Below are 16,999 nucleotides of genomic sequence, written 5' to 3'. Positions count from 1 at the left end.
TTTGCCGGGTGGCAGAAGAGGGTTTTTGTAACGATCCCCTGAAGGTGGGAGAAGCAGCAGCCTCAGCCCCCCTCCAGCGTCCTCGACCGCCGGCGCTGTACCGAACTTCCGATCCCCATCGCCTCGCGGTATTTCGCCACCGTGCGGCGGGCGATGTCGAAGCCCTTGGCGTTCAGCAACTCGACCAGCGTGTCGTCCGACAGGATCTTCGCGCCTTCGTTGGCAATCAGCGCGCGGATCGCGCTCTTCACCGCCTCCGCCGATACCGCGTCGCCGCCGTCCGCCGACTGGATCGCGCTGGTGAAGAAGTATTTCAGCTCGAACAGCCCGCGCGCGCAGGACAGGTATTTGTTGCTGGTTACGCGGCTGACGGTCGATTCGTGCATCTCGATCGCCTCCGCGACCTTGGCCAGCGTCATCGGCTTGAGATGCGCGACGCCGAGGCGGAAGAACGCCTCCTGCTGCTTCACGATCTCCGTTGCGACCTTGATGATCGTCCGTTGCCGCTGGTCGAGCGCCTTTACCAGCCAGTTGGCGCTGGCGAGCATGTCGCCCAGCCACGCCTTCGACGCCTTGTCCTGCGGTCCGTGCGACAATTGCGCATGATAGCGGCGGTTGACCAGCACGCGCGGCAGCGTCGCGCTGTTGAGTTCGATCGACCAGCCGCCCGATGTCCGGGTCACGAACAGGTCGGGCACCACCGTTTGACTCGGCTCCCCGCCGTATCGGCACCCCGGCTTGGGGTCGTAGGCGCGGAGTTCGCGGATCATGTCCGCCATGTCCTCGTCGTCGACACCGCACATCCGCTTCAGCCGGGTCAGTTCGCCGCGGGCGAGCAGGTCGAGATTGCCGATCAGCTTCGCCATGCACGGATCGAACCGGTCCGCCTCCCGCGCCTGCAGCGTCAGGCATTCGGACAGGTCGCGCGCGCCGACTCCCGTCGGATCGAAGGTCTGGACGATGCCCAGCACCGCCTCCACCCGCGCCTGTGCGACGCCGAGCCGGTTGGCGATCTCCAGCGTCGACGCGGTCAGGTATCCCGCTTCGTCGATCTGGTCGATCAGGTGCTGCGCGATGAACAGATCCGGTCCCGCCACCGCGGGTCCGGCCTGCGCGAGGAGATGGTTGGCGAGGCTGAGCGACGTGTCCGCGAACGAGTCGAGGTCCGGCCCATCCTCCGGCATCGCGCCGCGGCTGAGCGCGCCGTCGAACCCGGCGCCGCCGTCCGAGATGGAATCCTGCTGGTGGCTCTCGGTCGCGTAATCGACGTCGATCGGCGCATCCGCCTGCACCGCGCCCGTGACCATCTCGTCGGCGGCGGCCGGTTCGCGCTCGACCGGTTCCGGCCGCACGACTTCGGTGGTGGTCGTTGCTTCGAGCAGGGGGTTCTTCTCGATCTCCTCGGCCAGGAACCCCTCGATTTCGAGGTTCGACAGCGCGAGCAGCTTGATCGCCTGCTGCAACTGCGGCGTCATCACCAGCGACTGCGACAAGCGAAGGTCCAGGCGCGGCGAGAGACTCATGATTAGAGCGAGAAGCCTTCGCCGAGGTACAGGCGACGCACGTTCGCGTCCGCGACCAGTTCGGCGGGCGACCCGGTGAACAGCACGCGGCCATCGTAGATGATGTAGGCGCGGTCGACGATGTCCAGCGTCTCGCGGACATTATGATCGGTGATGAGCACGCCGATGCTGCGCCGCTTCAGGTCCTTCACCAGATCGCGGATGTCGGCGATGGAGATCGGGTCGATGCCCGCGAACGGCTCGTCGAGCAGCATGATCGACGGTTCCGCCGCTAGCGCGCGCGCAATCTCCGCCCGCCGCCGCTCGCCGCCCGACAGCGCCATCGCGGGCGCCGCGCGCAGCCGCGTCAGGCCGAACTCGTCGAGCAGTCGAGCCAGTTTCGCCTGCCGCGCCGCCGGATCGGGCTCCGACAGCTCCAGCACGGTCAGGATGTTCTTCTCGATCGACAATCCGCGGAAGATCGAGGTTTCCTGCGGCAGATAGCCCAACCCCAGGATGGCGCGGCGATACATCGGCAGGCCGGTGATGTCGTCGCCGTCGAGCATGATGCGGCCCGAATCGGGCTTCACCAGCCCCATCACCGAATAGAAGCAGGTGGTCTTGCCCGCGCCGTTCGGGCCGAGCAGCCCGACGACTTCGCCGCGCCCGACCGAGACCGACACGTCGGTCAGCACGATGCGCTTGTCGTAGGACTTGGCGATCGACACCACCTGCAACCCCTCCGATACGGGGGCTTCCACGATCGGCTGCGGAATTTCGGGGGTCAGGGTGGCGACGTCCATCGGCGGGTGCCTCGCAAATCTTCGTTACCGGGCCGTTAACGGACGCCCGCTTGGCAGGGTTCGTGCATGCCCGACGCCGACGCGGACGGGAAGCCCCTCCGCGCCCGGCGGGGCATCAATTGCGGTTGGGGACGGAGAAGGTGCCCGTCACACGACCGCCGCGCTGCTGCGTCGTGCCGGTTCCGGGCGCGCCGCTGCTGCCGCCCACCGACGATCCGTCCACCACCGCGCGTCCGGTGTCGAGGTTGATCGTCAGGCGACCGCCGTTGACGGTGTTCGTCCCCTGCGTCAGCGTCACCGCGCCCAGCATGGTGATGACGCGGCGGTTGAGGTCGTAGATCGCATACTGGCTCTTGGCGGTCTGGTCCGGTCGCCGCACCGTCACGCCGCCGGCCGCATCGAGGCGCGAGACCTGCGGACTCCCGCCGACAACCTGTCCCGTATAGGCGACCGTCATCCGCGCCGCGTTCAGCGTCATCTCCGCCTGCTTCACGGACACGTTGCCGGACAGCACGGCGCGATTCGCCTTGTCCTGCAACTCGATATGGTCCGCCCCGAAATCGATCGGCGCGTTGGTGTTGTGCCGCTGCTGCGCGCCCGCCGGGGGGACGATCAGCGACGACGACAGGATCAGGAGCGGAAGCAGGGCGCGCATCGACGCTATCTCGCCCCTCTCGGCACGATCCGCAAGCGCGCATTGCCGTCGATCGTCACGGTCCGGGTTTCGAGGTCCGCGCGCATCGTGTCGCCGCGGAACGTCCCCTGCGGCACAGTCCCGCTGACGCCGCCCTGACTCTGCATCTGCCGGTTCTTCAGGTTCAGCGTCGCGTCGCGCGTATCGAGCGCGTAGCCGCCCGCCGCGCGCATCGCGATCGGCCCGTCCAGCTTCACGGTTTCCGTATCCATGTCGTAGCGGCCGGTGTTTGCCACGACCTGCGCCGGGCCGTCGGTCAACTGGATACCGGCCTTCAATTGGTTCAACCGCACGATCGGTTCGGCGGAGCTTTTCTGGATCGCAGAGCCGGCGGTCAGCTGGAACGGCTGCCCCTTCGTGTCCTGTCCGCTATAGCGCGCGGCCTGAATCTTCAGCCGCTCGGTCGCGACCTCCACCTTGTTCTTGTCGAGCACGAACGACACGTCGCCGGTCGCGGTCAGCGGCGCCATCACCAGAAACGCGGCCAGCACCCCGATCGACATCGGCAACCCGACGCGTGCGATCGTCACCAGCCGGTCGTGGCTGCTGCCCGGCGCGGCCCAAATCTCGCGCGCGGTGCGCTCCCGGCGGACCGGCTGGGGCAGGGGATCAGGCATGCGCGAAGATGTCCTGCTCCGGCCAGCCGGCCAGATCGAGTTCCGCACGCATCGGCAGGAAGTCGAAACACGCCTGCGCCAGCGTCATCCGCCCCTCGCGCACCAGCCGCTTCTCCAGCTCGGCGCGGAGCCGGTGCAGATAGCGCACGTCGGACGCGGCATATTCCTTTTGCGCGTCCGACAGTTCCGGTCCGCCCCAGTCGGAGGATTGCTGCTGCTTCGACAGTTCCTGCCCCAGCAATTCGCGCACCAGCTCCTTCAGGCCGTGGCGGTCGGTGTAGGTCCGGATCAGCCGCGACGCGATCTTCGTGTCCCAGGCCGGCCCCGCGACGATACCGAGATAGTGGCGGAGCGCGGCGATATCGAACCGACCGAAATGATAGAGTTTCACCTTACCGGTATCCGCCAGCAACGCCTTGAGATTGGGGGCGGCGTAATCGCTGTTCGGGCCGAAGCGAACCAGATGCTCGTCGGGGCCACCGTCCGACAATTGCACCACGCACAGGCGGTCGCGCGGCGTGATCAGTCCCATCGTCTCGGTATCGACGGCGATGCTGCCGGCATCGGCGAACAGGCCGGCGGGAATGTCTTCTTCGTGGAAATGAACGGTCATATCGATGCCGTAGCGGCTGGGGGATGAACGCTCAATGGGCCGCGACGTCGGCATGCGGGCCACATAACGCAAGTATACGCGTTCTCCGGCCTCGAAATTGACGATTTTGTTCGCAGGCGTCGCGCGAATCGGTTATGCCGCGAAGTGGGCGCAATAGGTTTCGCGCTCTAAGGCCCCTCGTTCGTCGTCCGGCGCTCGGGTTCTTGAGGATGCATACGGGCGAACCGGGAAGACGAACAGGGCTTATGGGTTTCGATAAAGGCGGCCGCGGCAATCGCGGCGGGCGTGGACGCGACAAGCGCGACGGTTTTGGTGGCGGCGGCGAGGAATTCGGCGGCGGCAGCAGCTTCGGCGGCGGTGATCGCGGCGGCTTCGGCGGCGGCGGCTTCGGTGGCGGCGGCTTCGGCGGCGGCAGCAGCTTCGGCGGCGGAGGCGGCGGTGATCGTGGCGGCTTCGGCGGCGGCGGCGGCGGTGGTTTCCGCGGCGGCGGCGGCGGTGGCGGCTTCGGCGGTGGCGGTGGCGGCGGTGGTGGCCGCGGCATGCCCCCGCAGGTCGTCGGCGAGGGCACCGGCGTGGTCAAGTTCTTCAACGGACAGAAGGGCTTCGGCTTCGTCGTTCGCGATGACGGCGGCGAGGACGTGTTCGTTCACATCTCCGCCGTGGAGCAGGCCGGCCTGAGCGGTCTGGCAGAGGGTCAGCCGCTCGGCTTCACCCTGGTTGACCGCGGTGGCCGCATTTCGGCGACCGAGCTGAAGATCGAGGGCGAGCCGATGCCCGTCACCGATCGTGCGCCTCCGCGCGAGCCGCGCGAAGGTGGCTTCGGCGACCGTGGCCCGCGTCCGGGTGGCGATCGTGGCGGCTTCGGCGGTGCAGGCGGCGACCGCGGTGGTGCGCCGCAGCGTCAGCTGACTGGCGAGAAGGCGACGGGTACCGTCAAGTTCTTCAACGCGATGAAGGGCTTCGGCTTCATTCAGCGCGACGACGGACAGCCCGATGCGTTCGTCCACATCTCGGCCGTCGAGCGTGCCGGCATGTCGAGCCTGAACGAGGGCGACCGCCTTCAGTTCGAGATCGAGGTCGACCGTCGCGGCAAGTATGCCGCCGTCAACCTGGCGCAGGGCAGCTGATCGCAATCTTATGATTGCGGCCTGTTGGGCCTGAACGATACGGCCCGTCCGGCATTCGCCGGGCGGGCCGTTCGTGCGTTTGGGGGTGGAGCAGGAGATCGCTGCGCCGCCGTTGTTCAAGGTGAGCGCCCGGTGTGCTGCTCCCGTTGGCGGCATCGATACGGCACTCCCAATGCCGCTCATTCGTGCCGAGCGGAGCCCGGTGATCGCTCGCCACGAAACGGCGTGTCGATGCTGCCGAACTGGCGCGCGGATAGCCGGGCATCGTGCAATGGCGGCCCGTTCAGATCGGAGGCTCCGCGCCGCTGCCACCGGGTTCGCGATTCGGCTCGCATGTCCCGTTGCGACGAACCGGAGTCCTTCGTGCAGGGTTCGTCCGGGCATCCACCGACCGGGGCGACCAGACCGCGCTGGTTCGTCGGAACAGTTGATGCCGGGACTGGCCCGTATGACGGAATGGCAGTGACGGTGGTGTCGAGCATCATGCCCGCACAGGTGGCCATCAAGGATGAATCAACGGCAATCCCGGCGGGAATCTCGCCGTGGTCATCGTAATACGCTGTCTGTTCTGGCCTCGGCCGCACCACCCACACATTACGGCTTTTCCGTCCGGTCAGCGCCGGGACAAGCCTGAAAGACGGAAGTCCTCACGATCCACGTCGAATCGACATTCACGCGACGTGGCTCGCCCGACCCGCCTCCTCACTCCAGCCGCGTCACCCCAAACGTGTTGGGTACTTACCCCTTCGAACAGGGAGAGGAGCGAGCGCGAAATCCCATTTTCTCCGCGAAGGCGGGAGCCCAGTACTGGGTCCCGCCTTCGCGGCGCCACAGGATCGATACTTGTCCCAAGGGGATATTAGCGACGTGTTGCGGGGGGGCGCGGTCCAGCAAACGCTATCCGCTCAGCCTCCTGATGGCACGCTTGCCAACGGAACGGAGCGAGGCGGTAATTATTCCCGTCAGATGGGAACTGGTCATGTGCTCCCGCGAAGTCCGCGTCCCTGCTCGAACGCGACCAGTATCGAACCAGTCGAGAGTGACGACGTACCTGCCGCGGTCACCGTACCCGACAGCCTGAAGCAACCCCCTAAGACTGGTTCTTCCGGATGCCGCGCACCCGGTGCCACACATACAGCGCCACCAGCGTCACCAGCACCAGCCCGATCGCAAGGTCCGCCTGATGGAACGCGGCCTTCAGGCGCGGATCGCTGTTCCACTGGTCGCCCAGCTTCATGCCGATCCAAGCGAGAAAGAAACAGAACGGCCACGATCCGACGAACGTATAGATGTGGAACGGCAGCAACTTCATCCGCGCGACGCCCGCGGGAAACGCGATGAAGGTGCGGATCACCGGCAGCAGCCGTCCGATCAGCACTGCGGCGGAGCCCCATTTCGCAAAGAAGCGGTCGGCGGCATCCAATTCGTCATGCCCGATCAGGATGTACCGGCCCCAGCGCTCCGCCAGCGGCCGGCCGCCGCGCTTGCCCACCTCATAGGCGACGATCGAGCCGATATTGCATCCGATCGCGCCGGCGGTCGCCGCCCAGAACAGGTCGAACCGACCGGTCGACACGAGGTATCCCGCGAACGGCATCACGATTTCGGAGGGGAGCGGGATGCATGCGCTCTCGATCGCCATCAGCGCGGCGATGCCGATATAGCCTCCGCTGGAAATCACCCAGATAACGAAAGCGGCCAGCGCGCCCAGAATCTTCTCGAACATGCCGTCGCGCTAGGGCGTCGGGGCGCTTCAGGTCAATCGGAACCGCCCGCGTTCGGCACGGGTTGAGCCGGCATGAACAATCTGACGCTCAACGACGGCCGCATCATGCCCCAACTCGGCATGGGAACGTGGCAGATTCCCGATCCCCAAGCTGCGCTGGTCGTGCGCAAGGGGCTCGATCTCGGTTTTCGCTTGGTCGACACTGCGGCGATCTACGGCAACGAACGCGGTGTCGGCGACGGGATCAAGGGCGAGACGGGGCCGGACGGCGATGTGTGGATCACCACCAAATTGTGGAACGACCGCCACAGCGACGCGACGGCCGCGTTGGACGAGAGCCTGTCGCTGCTGGGCATCGATGCGGTCGATCTGTACCTGATCCACTGGCCCGTCCCCCGCGAGGACGACTATGTCGCAGCATGGCAGGCGCTGATCGCCCTGCGTGAGGCGGGCAAGGCACGTTCGATCGGCGTATCGAATTTCCTGCCGGAGCATCTGGAGCGGCTCGCGTCCGAAACCGGCGTCGTCCCCGCGGTCAACCAGATCGAGCTTCATCCCCGGTTCCAGCAGCGCGAGGCGCGGGAATACCACGCGGAACACGGCATCGTGACGCAAAGCTGGAGCCCGATCGGGCAGGGCAAGGACCTGCTGACGGACCCGGCGATCACCGCGATCGCAGACAGGCATAGCCGGTCGGCCGCGCAGGTGGTTCTCGCCTGGCATCTAGCCAAGGGGTTCTCGGTGATCCCCAAGGCGTCCAGCCCCGATCACCTGAGCGACAACCTCGCCGCCGCCGACCTGACGCTCGACGACGACGACATCGCCGCGATCGACGCGATGGACACGGAGGACGGCCGACTAGGCCCCGATCCACGCGAGATGTGAGTGTGTTGCTCCCCTCTCCTGCTGGGAGAGGGAGGGTCTTGCACTTCCAAGTGCAATAGGGTGGGTGGCTGAATTGCGGCCGATGACGCTTAACCCAACACCGCGCCCGCCAGCTTCAAATCCTCCACGAACCGACCGAACTCCTCCTCTGCTTGCGCGGGATCCGGCAGGCGCAGCAGATAGCTCGGATGCACCGTGATCCACGCCGCGCCCCCATCCGGCAGGCGCAGTTCGCGACCACGTTCACGACCGATCGTCATCGTCTTGCCGAACAGCGACCGCGCCGCCGTCGCGCCGAGCGCCACCGTCACCTGCGGCTTCACGAGCATCTGTTCCTGTTGAATCCACCAGCGGCAGGCATCGATCTCGCCGGTGCCGGGTTTGGAATGGATGCGCCGCTTGCCGCGCTGTTCGAACTTAAAATGCTTGACCGCATTGGTGACGTAGGTGCGGCTGCGATCGATCCCCGCCGCCGTCAATGCGCGGTCGAACACCTGCCCCGCCGGGCCGACGAAGGGCTTGCCTGCCAGATCCTCCTGATCGCCCGGCTGTTCGCCCACGAACATCAGCGGTGCGTCGACCGGTCCCTCGCTGAACACGGTCTGTGTCGCGGGCTTGTAGAGCGGACAGCGGGTGCAGCCTGCGGCTTCCTCGCGCAGCGCCTGCCACGCCGCCATGCTGTTGCCGCCGATATCCTGCCGCGCCGTCTCGATCATTTTCGCCTCCCGCGCCTGTGCGCCCGCGATCAGTTGTGGGACCAACTGAGTTTCGGGCATGTTCTTCCAGTATTTGCGCGGCATCTCACGCAGCATCGCGCCGACCTTGACACGCGCCGGGTTGAAGATGCTGGCGTAATAGGTCTTCCAGACATCCTCGGTCGGGTCGCCCTCGGGCGCATCGGCCTTGCTCGCGCCCGGACCCTCCTGCAACGTCTTGCCATCCCAGTGCAGCGTGACCTCCGGGGTCAGGATCGACCAGCGCATGCTGGCGAAGCGATTGACGAAGAACGCGGCATTGGCGCGGACGATGTGGTGGTCCGGTTCGAACCATGCGACAAAGCGCGTGCCGTCCGCATCCTCGACTTCGCGAAAGCGCAGAAAGGCGCGCATCTTGTGGATGTCGCGGCGGACATCCTTGGCGATGCGGTCGAGCCGCCGGACCAGCGGGTCGGCGCGATCCTCGATCAGCTTGGGCTCTGTCCGCAGTCGGGCGAGCAGCGTATAGAGCAGCGCGAACCGCTCCGGTTCGGATGACAGGACGACACTGCGCGCGAGGTCGATAAAGGCCCGCGGCACCGAGAAGCCGGACGACGCCGGTACGGCTCGCGCTTCCGCCTGGCCTGCGAACAGGTCGGTGGCCGCATCGCCGACCTGCCACACGACATCGTCGGGCGGCACCTGCTCGGCCGCAAGCCCCCGTGCCGCATCGCGCCAGCCGTCGAAATCGTCCGGCTGGTCCAATGTCACCACGCGCATCCGCCGCTCCTTAAACGCTTTGCAAGTCGTGGCTTCTACGAGGGTCGCGATGACGACGCGTTTTGCCCGATCCTGCTGGTTGACCAACGCATCGGCGGCGTTGCTGTTGCTCGCCGCGGCCTATGGCGTCTTTTCGACGCCGGCGCTGGTCGAGCGCTGGGGGGCGTCGCTGGTCGGAATCGTCCTGACGCTCGCTTGGGCCGGGCTTGCCTGCCGCATCCTCGCCGGCGCCGTACGACCACCGTCCCGTGCGGAATGGGCCGGATTGGCCGTCGCCGCCGCGGCGTTGCGAATCGGCAGCGCGCTGCTCGCCGCGAATCGCGTGTCGCCGGGCGACTCCGCCATCTATGTGGAACTTGCGCAGAACGGGCTGGCCGGGCGCGGCCTCGCGATCGACGACCCGTGGCTGGGGATCGCCGTCCGCGCCTTCTACCCGCCTTTGTACCCGCTGCTGCTGGCGGGATGGGGTTGGCTCGCGGGGTTCTCTACCCCGTCGCTGCTGATCCTGTGCACGGCCATCGACCTGCTGACCGCCGCCGCCATCGTGCGGCTTGGCGAGCGGGTCGCCGACCGGCGGATCGGCGTCGCGACGGCAGCGCTCTACCTGATCTGGCCCGCCACGCTCTTCTCTGCGCCCCTCGCGCAGAAAGAGGGGTTGGGTGTGGCACTCGCGGTCCTGCTGGCGCTGGCGTGGTGCATGGCGGGGGAGGGGCGCTGGTGGCGACGGTCGTTGGCGATCGGCGTGGCGGCGGGGCTGCTCGCCCTGACGCAGCCCGGTTGGGCACCGCTCGCGCTGGCGTTCGGACTGGCGGCGTGGCCGCGGATCGGCTGGCGGCGGATGCTGGCGGTCGGCGCTCCGGCCGCAGGCGTTGCGGCGGCGGTGATGCTGCCGTGGTGGCTGCGTAACGGCGCGCTGTTCGGCGCGTTCGTCCCGTTGACCAGCGTATCGGGGCTGAGCCTGTGGATCGGCAACAATCCCGACGCTACCGGGCGCTGGATGGCCTATCCGGCCATCCTGCACGGCCTGCCGGAGCTGGAGGTCGGCCGCGTAGCCGGCGGTATGGCACGACGCTGGATCATCGCGCATCCGGCCGAATTCATGCGCCTGACGCTGGCCAAGACGATCCGCGCGTTGGGGTTGGCGCAGAGCGGCGTGTCGCGGCTGAGCGCGATGCAGCCACCGATCGCACCCGTGTTCGCCGCCGCCCTGCTCCCGCTCGCCCAGACCGCACAAACGGCTATGCTGGCGATGACGGCCGCTGTCCTGCGGTTCGAGCGCCGCGTGCCGGTCGCGTTTTTGATCGCCGCGCTGGCGCACATGCTGCTCGTCGACGTGTGGTTCGAGTTCGACGAGCGTCACCGCGATGTCGTGACGCCGTTCCTGCTGCTGACACTGGTCGCCGGCGCGGCCGCATGGCTCAGGCGGCGAACAGCTCCAGCTGTTGCCGCTTCGGCGCGACCAGCGGCCTGATCTCCGCACGGTCGGCGAGCACCACCGGTCGCCAGTCCTCGGCGATGATGAACGGTCGCAGCTTGGCGACCGACACCGTCAACCGCGCGATATCGTCCAGCCGCAACTTTCGCCAGCGCCGGCTGGTGAGGATGCCGTTGACCGCCTTCACGCCCAACCCCGGTACCCGCAACAGCATTTCGCGGGGGGCGCGGTTCACGTCGACGGGGAAGCGGTCGCGGAACTTCAGCGCCCACGCCAGCTTTGGATCGATGTCGAGCGGCAGCATGCCCGTCGCGTCGTCCGCGGCGGACACGACCTCGGCCGGCGTGAAATCGTAGAAGCGCATCAGCCAATCCGACTGGTACAAACGATGCTCGCGCATCAGCGGCGGGCGTTGCAACGGCAGCACCGACGAGGCGTCGGGAATGGGACTGAATGCCGAGTAATAGACACGGCGCAGCCCGAAGCGATCGTACAGATTCGACGCGCGCGTGACGATATCGCCGTCCGTGGCGGAATCCGCCCCTACGATCATCTGCGTCGACTGGCCGGCCGGCGCAAACTTGGGCGCCGATTTGTACTTCTTGCGCGCATCGCCCGTGTCGGCGATCGATGCCTTCACGTCGCGCATCGCACCCTCGATCCGAGCGCCGTCCTTTTCGGGGGCGAGCCGCTTCAGCCCGCCGACGGTCGGAAGTTCGACGTTGATCGATACGCGGTCCGCGTACAGTCCCGCCTGATGCACCAGTTCGAAATCGGCATCCGGAATCGTCTTCAGATGGATGTAGCCGCGGAAATGATGATCCTCGCGCAGCGACCGCGCGACCTCGACCATCTGCTCCATCGTATAGTTGGACGAGCGGATGATCCCCGACGACAGGAACAAGCCCTCGATATAATTACGGCGATAAAAGGCGAGCGTCAGATTGACGACCTCCTGCGCGGTAAAACGCGCACGGCGGACGTTGGAGCTCTTGCGATTGATGCAGTAATGACAGTCGAAGATGCAGCTATTCGTCAGCAGGATCTTTAACAGCGAGATGCAGCGCCCGTCCGGTGCGTAGGCGTGACAGATGCCGTGCCCCTCGGTGGACCCAATACCCTTCCCATCGCGGCTGTTGCGCTTGGCCGTGCCCGACGACGCACAGGATGCATCATATTTCGCCGCATCGGCCAAAATCTCGAGCTTTTGCTGGGTGTCGAGTTGCGCCATCGCGTTCGACATACGTTCCCGGCGCCCCGGTCACAAGTCGATGCCGCCAAGAACCTTGCGACCGGTAACCCAGGTTGCCGAGCGGGGCGGGAAATCCCGCCCCGTCCGTCACTTAGCGCTTGCCGCGCAGCGTGTTGAGGATGGCGAGCCCGACCACGCCGACCAGCGCCGCGGCGGCATAGGGACGCTCCTTGGCGAAGCTCTTGGCCTTCTCGACGACCGGGCCGGGGTTGGCGATCGCGTCGCGCGCCACGCCTGCCGCCTGCTTCGCCGAACCGACGACCTGATCGGCGACGCCCTCGCTGCGCAGCGAGTCGTTGCCCAGGGCCGCGCCGACGCCTTCCTTGACGTTGCCGGTCAGCTTCTGCGTGTCGCCTTCGAAAGTGGTCGCGTTCATGATCGGTCCTTTGTTGGAAATGACGCGCCCTGAACGGCCGGCACGCCGGAAAGTGCCGCCCCCGCAACGATCCTCCACGACAATCCGGCCGGAACATCCCGCCGATCCGTGATTTGGGTCGGAATTCGAAAAGGGGCCGACGGGAATGTGGAACGCGCGCGCGGCTTTGGCGGCGATGATGATGGTGAGCGGCGCGGCGGTGGCGGGCAGCGCGGATGCACAGACGTTCGTGGATGTCTTCGCCGGTCGTGCGTGGCCGGAGAAAACCGCCGCCACGCTGACCGCCGACGAGGCCCGGATCAACGGCCAGATCGTGCCGGCGGACCTGCGCGTCGAGATCGAGACGCTGCGGCCGACCCGATCCGACATCTACGGCGCGCGCGTCGGTCACTGGTTCGGCGCGTTCGGGGTCGCAGTCGACGTCGCCACGCTGGACCCGGACGTCAAGCGGCAGACGATCCGCGCCACCGCGAACCTGCGGCTCGACGAGCGATTGTTCGGGGAGGAGGTCGTGATCGACCCCGGTCGCTCGATTGCGGTGGATATTCCGCGTCTGACCGTGCCGATGACCGCGACCATCGCCGCACTGGCGATGGTGCGCGTACCCGCCGGCGGGATCGAGCCCTATGCGTTCGCGGGGCCGGCGTATCTCATCACGGACAGTGATATCGGCGGGAACTGGGGCCTGCGTGCGGGCGGCGGTGCGAAGCTGATGCTGACGCGCTGGCTCGGCGTGTTCGCGGAATATCGCTACACGCGCGTCGCCGCGGACGCCATCGCCGGACGGATCGGTGGCGAGATCGCGGGCCAGACCGGCACCACCGGCGACATCCGCGTCGACCTGAACATCCGCAATCACAGCGCGGTCGGCGGCGTCAGTTTCACGTTCTGAAAAAAGGGCAGCCGCGGGATCGCGACTGCCCCGTAGTTCGGGTGCCGGACACAGGGGGAGGAGGCCCGGCCCGATCCCTCTGGCCGCGGATCATTGCGGTATTATGTCGGTATGGTGCTGCAATGCGGCACATCCGCCTTATTCGGCAGCGACCAGCGTTTCCGCGGCCTGAAGATCGACCGACACCAGCCGGCTGACGCCGAGTTCGATCATCGTCACGCCGAACAGCCGGTGCATGCGGCTCATCGTCACGGCATTGTGCGTGACGATCAGATAGCGGGTCGCGGTTTCCTGCGTCATCCGGTCGAGAAGGTCACAGAAGCGCTCGATATTTGCATCGTCCAGCGGCGCGTCAACTTCGTCCAGCACGCAGATCGGTGCCGGATTGGTCAGGAACAACGCGAAGATCAGCGCCACCGCGGTCAGCGCCTGCTCTCCGCCGGACAACAGGGTCAGCGATTGCAGCCGCTTCCCCGGCGGTTGCGCCATGATCTCCAGTCCCGCCTCCAGCGGATCGTCCGAATCAACCAGTTCCAGATGCGCCGCGCCGCCATCGAACAAGGTAGCGAACAATCGGCGGAAATGGCCGTCCACCGCCTCGAACGCAGCACGCAGGCGCTGACGACCTTCGCGGTTCAGCGTCTGGATCGACCCGCGCAGGGCCGCCACCGCCTCGCCCAGTTCGGCGCGCTCGGCGGCGATCGTGGTACTCGACGACTCCACCTCCGCCAGCTCGCGTTCGGCGACGAGGTTCACGGGCCCGATCCGCTCGCGTTCCGCCGACAGCTTCTCATGCGTTCGCGACTCGTCGGCGGGCGAGCGCACCTCGCCGCCGACGAAGTTCAGCCGTTCGGGCAGCACCGGCGCCGGGCAGCCGAACCGCTCGCCGGGCAACCGCCCCATCTCGACACGGCGCAGTTCCTGATTCTCGACCCGTGCGACCGCGCCCGCCCTTGCCTCACGTGCCTGACCCAGCGTCTCCAGCGCCATACGGTGCCGTGCCTCCGCCGCCCGCACCGCATGGTCCGCCTCACGCTCGGTAGCGGTCAGCGAGTCGAGCGCGGTGCGGGCGGCATCATGCTCCGTCGCAATTTCGGCGATCCGCACCGCAAGCAGGGCAGGGTGGGGTGCCAGCGCATCGCGCTCCTGCCGAATCGCCTCTTCACGCACCGCCATCGCCGCGATCCGTTTCGCCGCCTCGCCCGCGCGCGTCCGCCAGGATTTCACCTCCGCCTGCGCCGCTGCGCGCCGTTCCCGGTCCGCCGCGACGGTACGATCGAGTCCCGACCGGGCCGCTCGCGCTTCGGCGATCGCCAGCCGCCGCTCGCCCGCCTCCCGCGATAGGGTTTCCGCGCGGGCGGCGCTGGCCGATCCGTCCGGCAACGCCGCCATCGCTGCGGCGGCACGGGCACGTTCCGTCTCCGCCTCGTCGTGTTCACGTCCCAGTCGCGTGGCACGGGTGTCCAGATCGGCGCGCCGCCCGGCCAACCGCTCCGCCTGCGTGGTCGCCGAGTCTTCCGAGCGCTGGACGTCCCGCACCTCGGTCTCGGCGCGCGCGAGTCGCGCCCGCGCCTCGGCTGCGCTGGTCCGTGCCTCCGCCATCGCCACGTCGATCGCCGCGCGTGCCGCCTCGGCCGTTGCGACCGCCGCCGCCGCTGCCGGTCGGGCCGCGGTCAGCATTGTCAGGCGATTACGCCGCTCCAGTCGCTCCGCCGTCGCACCGCCCGCCTGCGCGGTGTGGAACCCGTCCCACCGCCGCAGCGCGCCACCGCGGGTGACCAGCCGTTGACCGACCGCGAGCTTTTGTCCGGCATCCGCATCCACGACGAACACCTGCGCCAGTCGTCGTGCCAGCAGGTCGGGGGCCGCGACATGGTTTGCCAGCACGTCCGCCCCCGCGATCGGTGCAGGATCGCCCGCCTCCACCGCCGCCCCGGCCCATGCCTCGGGCCCGACCTCCAGATCGTCTCCCAGCGCCGCCGCCAGCGCGCGCTCATAACCGGGCCGGGGGGTGCATCGATCGACCAGCCGCTCGGCTCCACCGCGCTTCGTCGTCCGCTCCAACACCGCGATCTCACTGTCGATTGCGGCCAGCTCCGCACGGGCCGTCGCGCGCGTCGCCTCCGCCGTGTCGCGCTTTGCCAAGGCTGTGCGCTCGCTTCCCTCCGCATCGGCAATCGCCATCCGCGCCGCGTCTGCCTGGATCAGTGCCCGCGCGCGACGTGCCGCCGCCGCCGCCCGTTCCGCCTCCAGCGGTTCGAGGCGCGGCAACGACCCAAGCGCCCCCGTCACCTCGGCCACCTCGCGGGCCGCCCGATCGAGACGGGTGGTCGCGGCGGCGAGGGCCGCGGCGGCGACGCGGGCTTCGGCCGCTTCGCTTGCACGTGCGCTCATCGCCTGCGCCAGCGCGACCTCCGCATCGCGACCGGCTCGCTCCGCCTCGGCCAGCGCCGCCTCCAGCACCGGCACCTGCGCCTCCGCCGCGACGATCGCCGCGTCGAGGCGCTTGCCCTCGACCGCCAGCGCCTCCAGCGCCGCCGCTGCATCGGTCGCCAACGATCCCTCGCGCGTGCGATCGTCGGCGATCCCCACCAGCGCCGTTTCCAGTTCGGTCAGCCGCCGCGTTGCGCCGGCCGCCTCCGTCCTGAGTGCCGCCAGTTCATGTCCCGCCTCGCTGGCACGGTCGCGCGCGACGAGGGCGTCGGCGCGTGCGGTCGCGACGGCCTCCGCTGCCTCATGCTGAAGTGCCGCGGCCGCCGCTTCGGCATCCGTCGCGGTCTGGACCGCGGCTTCGCAGGCTTCGGCATCGGCCTTGGCTGCGTCCGCCGCCTGCTTGGCATCGCGCCAGCGGGCGTAGATCATCCGCGCCTCCGCCAGCCGGATGCGGTCGGACAGGTCACGATAGCGTTCCGCCGCACGCGCCTGCCGTCGCAACGACGCGACCCGTGCGCCCTGATCGGCGAGCACCTCGTCGAGCCGCGCGAGGTTGGTCTCGGTTGCGCGCAGCCGCATTTCGGCATCGCGGCGACGGACGTGGAGCCCGGCGATGCCCGCCGCCTCCTCCAGCATCTGGCGACGGTCGGCGGGCTTGGCGGCGATCACCGCACCGATGCGGTTCTGGCTGACGAGCGCGGGGGAATGGGCGCCCGTCGCGGCGTCCGCGAACAGCAGCCCGACATCCCTGGCGCGTACGTCGCGCCCGTCGATCCGGTAGGCGGAGCCCGCGCCGCGTTCGATCCGGCGCACCACTTCCGTCTCGGTGTCGTCGGCGGTGTCGAGGAGGATCGACACTTCCGCGAAGTCACGCGGTGGGCGGGTCGCGGTGCCGGCGAAGATCACGTCGTCCATGCCCGCGCCGCGCAGCGACTTCGCGCTGCCCTCGCCCATCGCCCAGCGCAGCGCCTCCAGCAGGTTGGACTTGCCGCAGCCATTGGGACCGACGACGCCGGTCAGCCCCTCGCGGATGACGAGGTCTGCGGGTTCGACGAAGCTCTTGAAGCCGGCCAGCCGCAGCCGCTTGATGCGCATCCGGTGGCCTTTCTCCTACTGAATCCTTCTCGGCACGGGGAGGTGGCGCGGAGCGCCGGAGGGGTGCCACCATC

14 protein-coding genes are annotated in these 16,999 nt (G+C 68.0%); 4 read left to right on the top strand and 10 right to left on the bottom strand.

Features of this window, described 5'->3' with window-relative positions; translation table 11 throughout:
- Positions 1-62: 62 nt before the first annotated feature.
- The 5 genes from rpoN to AC0CH8_RS02070 form a co-directional block, all read right to left on the bottom strand.
- Entirely contained in the window at positions 63-1,523 is a 1,461-nt protein-coding gene (rpoN, locus tag AC0CH8_RS02090; protein ID WP_465238480.1) for an RNA polymerase factor sigma-54, read from the bottom strand.
- Between the two features lie 2 nt (positions 1,524-1,525).
- Positions 1,526-2,305 (bottom strand): LPS export ABC transporter ATP-binding protein, encoded by a 780-nt coding sequence (gene lptB, locus AC0CH8_RS02085; protein WP_204199248.1) that lies wholly within the window; start codon positions 2,303-2,305, stop codon positions 1,526-1,528.
- Between the two features lie 115 nt (positions 2,306-2,420).
- Positions 2,421-2,960, bottom strand: a complete 540-nt coding sequence (locus AC0CH8_RS02080) for an LptA/OstA family protein (protein ID WP_204199249.1) — start codon at positions 2,958-2,960, stop codon at positions 2,421-2,423.
- A gap of 5 nt (positions 2,961-2,965) precedes the next feature.
- Positions 2,966-3,616 carry an LPS export ABC transporter periplasmic protein LptC gene (gene lptC / locus AC0CH8_RS02075; RefSeq protein ID WP_465238479.1) on the bottom strand — a complete coding sequence of 217 codons (651 nt, stop codon included), beginning with the start codon at positions 3,614-3,616 and terminating at the stop codon, positions 2,966-2,968.
- Positions 3,609-4,229 carry a ribonuclease D gene (locus AC0CH8_RS02070; protein WP_204199251.1) on the bottom strand — a complete coding sequence of 207 codons (621 nt, stop codon included), beginning with the start codon at positions 4,227-4,229 and terminating at the stop codon, positions 3,609-3,611. The genes lptC and AC0CH8_RS02070 overlap by 8 nt, the downstream gene beginning before the upstream one ends.
- 245 nt (positions 4,230-4,474) lie before the next feature.
- Here AC0CH8_RS02070 and AC0CH8_RS02065 point away from each other — a divergent pair, with 245 nt between their 5' ends.
- Entirely contained in the window at positions 4,475-5,356 is an 882-nt protein-coding gene (locus tag AC0CH8_RS02065) for a cold-shock protein (protein WP_465238478.1), read from the top strand.
- Between the two features lie 1,090 nt (positions 5,357-6,446).
- Here AC0CH8_RS02065 and AC0CH8_RS02060 read toward each other — a convergent pair.
- Complete coding sequence (locus tag AC0CH8_RS02060; protein ID WP_465238477.1) at positions 6,447-7,082, bottom strand: DedA family protein; 636 nt, start codon at positions 7,080-7,082, stop codon at positions 6,447-6,449.
- Between the two features lie 72 nt (positions 7,083-7,154).
- On the opposite strand from AC0CH8_RS02060, the gene AC0CH8_RS02055 reads away from it, so the two are divergent.
- Positions 7,155-7,967, top strand: coding sequence for an aldo/keto reductase (locus tag AC0CH8_RS02055; protein ID WP_465238476.1), 813 nt, complete (start codon positions 7,155-7,157; stop codon positions 7,965-7,967).
- Between the two features lie 89 nt (positions 7,968-8,056).
- Here the strand turns inward: AC0CH8_RS02055 and AC0CH8_RS02050 are convergent, their stop codons facing one another.
- Positions 8,057-9,442, bottom strand: a complete 1,386-nt coding sequence (locus AC0CH8_RS02050; RefSeq protein ID WP_465238475.1) for a UdgX family uracil-DNA binding protein — start codon at positions 9,440-9,442, stop codon at positions 8,057-8,059.
- A 49-nt stretch (positions 9,443-9,491) separates the two neighbouring features.
- On the opposite strand from AC0CH8_RS02050, the gene AC0CH8_RS02045 reads away from it, so the two are divergent.
- The gene (locus AC0CH8_RS02045) at positions 9,492-10,913 is read left to right on the top strand and encodes a glycosyltransferase (protein ID WP_465238474.1); all 1,422 of its coding nucleotides are present in this window, start codon (positions 9,492-9,494) and stop codon (positions 10,911-10,913) included.
- On the opposite strand, the gene AC0CH8_RS02040 is transcribed toward AC0CH8_RS02045, so the two are convergent.
- Both AC0CH8_RS02040 and AC0CH8_RS02035 read right to left on the bottom strand, forming a co-directional pair.
- Entirely contained in the window at positions 10,861-12,108 is a 1,248-nt protein-coding gene (locus AC0CH8_RS02040; protein WP_465238473.1) for a putative DNA modification/repair radical SAM protein, read from the bottom strand. The genes AC0CH8_RS02045 and AC0CH8_RS02040 overlap by 53 nt on opposite strands.
- Positions 12,109-12,220: 112 nt before the next feature.
- On the bottom strand, positions 12,221-12,505 hold the full coding sequence (locus tag AC0CH8_RS02035; protein ID WP_204199257.1) for a CsbD family protein: 285 nt from the start codon (positions 12,503-12,505) through the stop codon (positions 12,221-12,223).
- A 145-nt stretch (positions 12,506-12,650) separates the two neighbouring features.
- On the opposite strand from AC0CH8_RS02035, the gene AC0CH8_RS02030 reads away from it, so the two are divergent.
- Complete coding sequence (locus AC0CH8_RS02030; protein WP_465238472.1) at positions 12,651-13,397, top strand: hypothetical protein; 747 nt, start codon at positions 12,651-12,653, stop codon at positions 13,395-13,397.
- A gap of 138 nt (positions 13,398-13,535) precedes the next feature.
- On the opposite strand, the gene AC0CH8_RS02025 is transcribed toward AC0CH8_RS02030, so the two are convergent.
- Entirely contained in the window at positions 13,536-16,925 is a 3,390-nt protein-coding gene (locus AC0CH8_RS02025) for a chromosome segregation SMC family protein (protein ID WP_465238471.1), read from the bottom strand.
- Positions 16,926-16,999: the final 74 nt, after the last annotated feature.

This window comes from Sphingomonas sp. AC435, from assembly GCF_979253005.1.
The sequence above is the reverse complement of the archived record's forward strand: the minus strand, read 5'-3'. Positions and strand labels throughout refer to the sequence as shown.

Bases quoted from the DNA above. Each gene is read 5' to 3' on its own strand.
- rpoN (WP_465238480.1), bottom strand. From the start codon at position 1,523: ATGAGTCTCTCGCCGCGCCTGGACCTTCGCTTGTCGCAGTCGCTGGTG.
- lptB (WP_204199248.1), bottom strand. From the start codon at position 2,305: ATGGACGTCGCCACCCTGACCCCCGAAATTCCGCAGCCGATCGTGGAA.
- AC0CH8_RS02080 (WP_204199249.1), bottom strand. From the start codon at position 2,960: ATGCGCGCCCTGCTTCCGCTCCTGATCCTGTCGTCGTCGCTGATCGTC.
- lptC (WP_465238479.1), bottom strand. From the start codon at position 3,616: ATGCCTGATCCCCTGCCCCAGCCGGTCCGCCGGGAGCGCACCGCGCGC.
- AC0CH8_RS02070 (WP_204199251.1), bottom strand. From the start codon at position 4,229: ATGACCGTTCATTTCCACGAAGAAGACATTCCCGCCGGCCTGTTCGCC.
- AC0CH8_RS02065 (WP_465238478.1), top strand. From the start codon at position 4,475: ATGGGTTTCGATAAAGGCGGCCGCGGCAATCGCGGCGGGCGTGGACGC.
- AC0CH8_RS02060 (WP_465238477.1), bottom strand. From the start codon at position 7,082: ATGTTCGAGAAGATTCTGGGCGCGCTGGCCGCTTTCGTTATCTGGGTG.
- AC0CH8_RS02055 (WP_465238476.1), top strand. From the start codon at position 7,155: ATGAACAATCTGACGCTCAACGACGGCCGCATCATGCCCCAACTCGGC.
- AC0CH8_RS02050 (WP_465238475.1), bottom strand. From the start codon at position 9,442: ATGCGCGTGGTGACATTGGACCAGCCGGACGATTTCGACGGCTGGCGC.
- AC0CH8_RS02045 (WP_465238474.1), top strand. From the start codon at position 9,492: ATGACGACGCGTTTTGCCCGATCCTGCTGGTTGACCAACGCATCGGCG.
- AC0CH8_RS02040 (WP_465238473.1), bottom strand. From the start codon at position 12,108: ATGGCGCAACTCGACACCCAGCAAAAGCTCGAGATTTTGGCCGATGCG.
- AC0CH8_RS02035 (WP_204199257.1), bottom strand. From the start codon at position 12,505: ATGAACGCGACCACTTTCGAAGGCGACACGCAGAAGCTGACCGGCAAC.
- AC0CH8_RS02030 (WP_465238472.1), top strand. From the start codon at position 12,651: ATGTGGAACGCGCGCGCGGCTTTGGCGGCGATGATGATGGTGAGCGGC.
- AC0CH8_RS02025 (WP_465238471.1), bottom strand. From the start codon at position 16,925: ATGCGCATCAAGCGGCTGCGGCTGGCCGGCTTCAAGAGCTTCGTCGAA.